The sequence below is a fragment of the Hyalangium sp. genome, assembly GCF_035629615.1.
Lineage (GTDB): Bacteria > Myxococcota > Myxococcia > Myxococcales > Myxococcaceae > Hyalangium.
Genome location: NZ_DASPHO010000131.1, coordinates 1 through 6,427 on the forward strand (window position 1 = coordinate 1; position 6,427 = coordinate 6,427).

General features: G+C 65.0%; 3 protein-coding genes. All 3 read right to left on the bottom strand.

Going from position 1 to position 6,427, the window contains the following annotated elements; genetic code table 11:
• Nucleotides 1–4,251 (bottom strand): pentapeptide repeat-containing protein (locus tag VD972_RS06425; RefSeq protein WP_324982301.1); only part of this gene is annotated, 4,251 nt, incomplete at its 3' end.
• A gap of 221 nt (nucleotides 4,252–4,472) precedes the next feature.
• Nucleotides 4,473–5,378 carry a GGDEF domain-containing protein gene (locus tag VD972_RS06430; RefSeq protein WP_324982304.1) on the bottom strand — a complete coding sequence of 302 codons (906 nt, stop codon included), beginning with the start codon at nucleotides 5,376–5,378 and terminating at the stop codon, nucleotides 4,473–4,475.
• The coding region (locus tag VD972_RS06435; protein WP_324982307.1) for a BACON domain-containing protein at nucleotides 5,375–6,427 on the bottom strand (1,053 nt) is incomplete at its 5' end. The genes VD972_RS06430 and VD972_RS06435, both read right to left, overlap by 4 nt.

A 6,427-nucleotide genomic window follows, 5' to 3' on the forward strand; every position in this document is an offset into this window, starting at 1 on the left:
GTCCGAGCTAAGCGCCATGCACAGCACAGCCCCTGCATGCCCTTGCAGGGTGTTCAGGAGCCTGGTGCGCTCGACGCTCCAGAGGAGCACTCTTCCGTCATCGGAACCGGAAGCCAGCATCCTGCCATCCGGACTGAGCGCCACACTTCGGGTGACCGACAGCTGCCCCTGGAGAACGCGCGGGGGCCTGGCCTGGTCCACATTCCAGAAGAAGACCCTGCCGTCCTCCGAGCCAGCCACCAGCGTCCTGCCATCCGGGCTGAACATCACACTTCGCATGGATCCCAACTGTCCTTGGAAGGTGTGTAGGGGCTCTGGCCGATCCACCCCCCAGAGAATGACCTTTCCCCCATCGGAGCCGGTGGCCAGCAGTCTGCCGTCCCGGCTGAACGCGACACTTTGGACCTTCCCCGAATCACTCTTGAAGGTGCGCAGGGACTCCGCCTGCTCCACACTCCAGAGGATGACCTTTCCATCCTCAGCGCCCGTGGCCAGCAGCTTGCCATTCCGGCTGAACGCCATGCTCAGGACATGGCTTGGCGTCCGGAAGATTCGCAGAGGCCCTGGCTGCTCCATATTTCTCCACAGGAGGATCGCCTCGGAATCGGAGCTGGCAGCCTGCGTCTTCCCCTCCGGGGTGAACATGACGCGGGAGATGGCTCCCGTGTGCCGCTGGAAGATGTGCAGCGGCTCAGCCCGCTCCACGCTCCAGAGGACGACCTTGCCATCATCGGCCCCTGAGGCCAGCACCTTGCCATCCCGGCTGAACGCCACGCTGCGGATATGCCCCGAGTGCTTCTGCAGGATGCACGAGGGCTCCGCCTGCTCCACGCTCCAGAGGATGACCTTCCCATCCTCCGCGCCAGCGGCCAGCGTCCTGCCATCCGGATCGAAGGCGAGATCGAGCACAAAGTCCGTCTGCCCTTCGAGGATCCGGAGAGGCTGGCCCGTCTTCGCATCCCAGAGCTGGATCATCCCGCCGACGTGGGCGGTCGCCAGGAGTTCTCCTGCAGGACTGAACGCCATGGCCTGAATGGGAGCGGTGAAGCCCAGGTTGGGCGTGATTCGGGCCGGAGCGGGCATGGCCGCCCCGAACAGCTCCGCGCCCTCCAGCGAATCCACCTCCGCGCCCACGAGCTTGGCTGCACGCAGCGTCGCGCCCTGAAACCTCGCACCTCGAAGGTCAGCCCTTAGGAGGCTCGCCCCCGACAGGTCGGCTCGCGTCAGATCTGCGCCTTGGAGCACGGCCTGGTCGAGGTTGGCTCGCGCGAGGTTGGCCCCACCCAACCGCGCCTCGGACAGGTCGGCCTGCGCGAGCGTCGTCCCTGCGAGGTTGGCCCCGGCCAGATTGGCGCCACGCAGATCCGCCTGCGAGAGATCCTGGCCACGCAGGTTGCTGCCCTGCAGGTTCTTGGCGCCCTTCACCTCGAAGGCTGTGTCTGGCTCGGCCTGCGTCACCCGGAGCCTCTGCGCCACCCGGAGTGCGTTGCTCTGGATGACGTCCGTCTCCGTCAGGTTCGCCTTTGCTTCGGCCCAGGTACGAGCGACCTCGGGTCCAGCCAGGGCGATGAAGAAGTCCGCCATCAACTCGCTCATCTCCCTCTGGCCAAGGACGGCCGCTTCTTTTCCCGCCCGTACGGCCCGGGCGGCCGCGTCAGCAACAAGCCACTCGAGGATCGACTGGTGGATGAACGAGAACCGGCCCTCTTCGTCCCGCACGAGGAGCGAGCCAGAGGCCAGCTGGTGGCGGATCACCTCTCTGTCGAGCGCGTGCTCCCCCTGGAGATTCATGGCCGCGAACAGCCCTGGCGGAAGCTCCTTCATGTTCACCGACAGCTCGGTGCGTTCCCAGAGCAGTATCGCCAGCTCGGTCGCCCCATTGCGGAGCTGCTCGATGCTGAGCCCACGCGGCGAGCCCGAGGGGGTGACGCGCGCATGCTCGCCCTTGAGCCAGCGCTCGATCAGGAACTCATAGAGGCTTGCCGAGGTGATCTCTCCGGAGCCATCCCTCGCGTCCTGGAGCGCCTTCGGATTCAGCTCTGCGATGAAGCTCAGCAGACGCGGGTTCTCGGACAGGCCGAGCAGATCCCTCACGTCTCGTAGCAGCGTCATCCGCTCGCGGGCAGCCGTGTCGCTCCCCAGCCGCTTGGTCAGGAAGCGCCGGACCTGATCCACATTGAACCGCTCCATCTTAACGAGGCGGTACCCCGGCAACACCTCGGCGCGCCTGGCGAGCTCGCGCTTGACGTCGTGATCTGTCAGGAAGTGCTGCGTCCGGCTCGTGACGACGACCTTGGCCTGGCCTTGAGCGGCCTCGATAAGGGTGCTGAAGTGCTCCATCACCTGGTCGTACGTCACCCGAAGCGCCAGCTCGTCGAAGCCATCGAACAGGAGCGCGATGCGCCCCTCCTGCAGCATGTAGAGGAACTGATCCGACCCCAGCCTCCCCACGTCGGCCGCAGCGAAGTGCTGAGCGATGAGCGCCTTGAGCGAGCGGTGCTTCTGCAGGGAGTGCATCTCGATGAGCACCGGCACTAATGCCGCCTTCTCGCGAGCCATCCGCCGTGCCAGCTCATGGAGGAGGAAGGTCTTGCCCGTGCCGAAGTCCCCCAGCACGAGCGCGAAGCGCGGGTGCGGCGAGTCGAGCATCTCACGGAGCGCCTGGAGTACATCTTCCGTCGGGATCGCCTCCTGCCCACCGATGCTCACCTGGGCTCGCTGCTCCACGTAGAGCTCCGGGGGATAGATGGCATTGTTCTCGAGCTGTGCCGTCTGCCGCTGGAGATAGGCGGAGAAGTCGAACAGCCCCTGGTACTCTGCCAAGCTGGTGAGCCGGACCTGCCGGGAGAATGCCTTCTGAGCAAGCTCCTGTGGAGCCGGCGGTCCAGCGTGGACCAGCGTCGAGATGACCGCCGGATTCATGTTCTGGTAGTCGGCATGAATCCCTCCCAAGAAGGCCCGGAATATCCCATCCGTGATGGGTTGCTCGAGCGCCACCACCGGGAAGACCCGAACAAATTGGCCTTCCGTCACCTGGACCTCAAGGTAGGTCCTGAAGGGTGCAGGCCCCGGACGTCGGGTGATCTTCGTTCCCTCCGGGTAGCACAATGAACAAGCCCGCTCGACGTGAGCGAGGAACTCGTCATGGCGCTTGTCCTCTTCGCGCACCTCGCGGGGAGAGACCAGCGGACTCATCACGGTGGGGTCTGCGTCCGCGAGCGGATGCTTCTGGAGGAACGCCAAAAGGACCGCCGCCGAGGCGTGGCAGGCGAAGGGGCGATACCCATCGTCCTTGTCTTCGTCAGCGTAGTCCGAGACCGCCTTGACGATGATTGCTCTCCGGCGCCCGAGTTGCTCGGCCACGAAGCCGATGGCCTTGGCCTCCATCTCGGCCCCGAGCACTTTTCGGACGTGGCGGCTCAGCCGGGGGAAGAGCTGCGGATCCTCCTGGACGGCGCTTCCCGTGGCGATCACTCCTACATGCACTCGAAAGGCGGGATCGCGATCCTCCTTGCTCGGGTAGAGCAGGTTCACCTCCGCCACCGCACGCCGCCCCTTCTCCGTAAGCTTGAGCTCTCCCAGTGCCTCCGAGATCATCCCCCTCTGTCGCAGCGCCTGGATGTGCGCGGTCCATCCAGAGCACAGCGTCTCCCGATCAGGGTGGTCGACGGGTGAAAGTCCTCCTCGGCGCTCATGCGCGTCCAGCGTGCGGAGCAGCCAGCGCACCTGGGACTCTCTCGAGCGAGGGCGCTCCATCTTCAGCGCTGGGCTCTCCTGGAACTTCCTCGCGAAGTACGCGGCATCCATCTTCCACTTCGTCTCGAGGTTGTAGGTGGTGATGTCGTGGAAGAACTCGGCGCCCTGCTCACCGCTGGCGGCCACGTGCTTGCCGGTGTCGTAGCTGAACACCCGATCCGCAACGATGACGTCGCCCAGGAAGACCTTCTCGCGCCAGCCCGCGCAGATTCCGCACATGGCAATGCAACTGGGATCGAGTTCCTTGATGAGCCCCACCGCTCGCACGGTGGTCGCTCCTACGCCCATATCGCCAGCCCATGCCGCGGCCACCGAGAGCATCTGCCCGTATTCGTTGCTGATCTCACGGACATGGTAGGGGTAGTCGCTCTCGTCGCGAGCATCCTGCCAGCCGCTGCGACCCTTGCTGTCGAGTTCGATGTCGAGGACTGCATCGAGCTCTTCCTTGAGCGCGGTGACAATCAGCACGTCGACGCGGGTCCCACTGCCATTCATGCGCGTTGCCTCGCCCGTCTGCCGCACGCGCTGGGGTTTGCGTGCAGGCTACGAAGGCTCATGGATAGCATGAGGCGCAGGTGGGCCCCAGAGCCCAACGGAGTAGCATCGGGCGCACGCATCAAGGATCCGTCACGCTCATCTTTGCGGAGCCTCCATGGCTGCCATCCTCAAGCAACTGTTCAAGCGCTGGAACACCGAGGACCCATATTCAGCCCTGCCTATGGGCCACTGACGGCCTTGGCGTCCACCCGGTTCCGGCCCGCTCGCTTGGCGCGGTGCAGGTACTTGTCCGCCGCCACGATCAGGTCCTCTGGCTGGGCGAAGTCCGAGTTCAGCAGCGTGGCCACGCCCAGGCTGATGGTCGCCTTGATGGGCGTGCCGCTGAAGATGAAGTCGCTGCGGTCCACCGCCCGTTGGCATCGCTCAGCGTACTCATACGCCTGCTCCTCGGCGGACTCGCGCAGCATCAGCGCAAACACCGAGCCGTCGTAGCGCACCAGCAGATCCTCCATGCGGACCGTGTCGCTCACCCGCTGGGCGATGCGCGTCAGCACATAGTCACCCGCCGGGTGACTGTACACGTCGTTGATCATCGTGAAGTGATCCACTTTGAACATCACCAGCGACAGCGGCAGCTGGTGGCGCAGGCAGTAGGTGAACTCCTTGCGCAACGTCGCCATGAAGAACTTCTTGTTGTAGAGCCGCGTGAGCCCGTCGCGCGTGGCCGACTCGTAGATGCTGCGCTGGTACTGCTCCTCCAACTGGTCCTGGATGGAGAACTTGAGGACCGTGTTGGAGCCGGTCTGGATCTTGTCGCCGTCGTACAGCGGCGCCGTACTCGCCCGCTGGCCATTCAGGTACGTCCCGTTGGTGCTCAGGTCCATCAGCTGGAAACGCCCATTCCCCAACGCCACCACCTTGGCGTGCTTGCGCGAGATGCCGTCGTCCTCGATCTGGAACTGGGCCTCATGGCTCCGGCCGAGCACCGTCTCCGAATGCTCAAGCTTGAACATCCTCCCGATATCGGCCGCGGACTTGGCGCTGATCACGATCAGGTAGGCGCTCTGCTGAAGGTTGTGCAGCAGATCCGCTATGGAAGCGGGCGAGGTGCAGTTGTCATTCATTGTATCCCAATCTTATGCAGAAGTACTCCGATACGAGAGAGGACCAGAACGGTCGATTCCACCGCCCCACTGCCCGGAGGGCTGAAGCGGACCCCATCGTTAATTAGGTCGCCGTCGTCGGTGTGGGCATAGACATAGGGGCGGATCGGCTCCGTCTCGATGGCATGGTAGATGGTGGTGAGCGAGTCCTGGCTGTTGGGCGAACGGGCGCCCACCCACAGGCCCACCTTGACGGTGTCGCTGCTCTGCGCCGCGCCGCCGGAGCAGAGGGTCACGCTGCCCGAGAAGCTCCCGTTCGGCATGTCCTGGATGTTCACGCTGGCCGTGAGCAAGGCGGGGATGGAGGACACCGTTCCTGAGGTGTTGCTGAGCTTGAGCCATGCGGGGCCTCCACCGGTGTCAACCGTCGCCGTCCAGGAATAGGGGCTGGTGCCCGTGTCGAGGTAGAGCGCCACCGGCTCGATCGTCGAGTCCGGGAGGTCCGCCGCCGCGAAGGACAGGGAGAGCGGGGTGATGGACAGAGTGGGGGGCACCACCTGCAGCGTCACGGGTACCTCCAGGGCATCGCCGGTCTCCGTTTGCGTCAGGGTGATGGTGCCCGCGTGGCTGCCGAGCGGCAGACCCGTGGCGTTGACCTTCACGGTGAGGCTGCCCGGCGTGCCGCCGCTGGTGCTGCCGGAGAGCTGGACCCAGCTTGGGCTCGCCGAGGCCGTCCACTGGATGGAGGTGCCCTGGAGCGTCAGGCTCTTGCTGCCCGGCAAGGCGCTGCTCCCCAGCACGGAAGTGAAGGAGAGCGCCGCCGGGGTGGCCTGGATGTGGGAACGAACCGTGTAGCTCACGCTCACCGTCCGCGGGCTCCCCGAGATGGGCTTGCCGCACTCGGTGTCCTCGCACACGGAGATGACGATCTCGTCTGTCCAGGTGCCGAGTCCCGCTTCCGCTGGAGCCTTGGGCGTGACGGTGAGCGTGAAGGGGTTGGTGAAGCCAGTGTTTGTGACTCGGGTGAGGCCATGGGTGGAGGCGACGGACAGGAACAGCTGTGCCCTTCC

Excerpts from the sequence above, each read along its gene's own strand:
- VD972_RS06430 (WP_324982304.1), bottom strand. The coding sequence starts at position 5,378 with ATGAATGACAACTGCACCTCGCCCGCTTCCATAGCGGATCTGCTGCAC.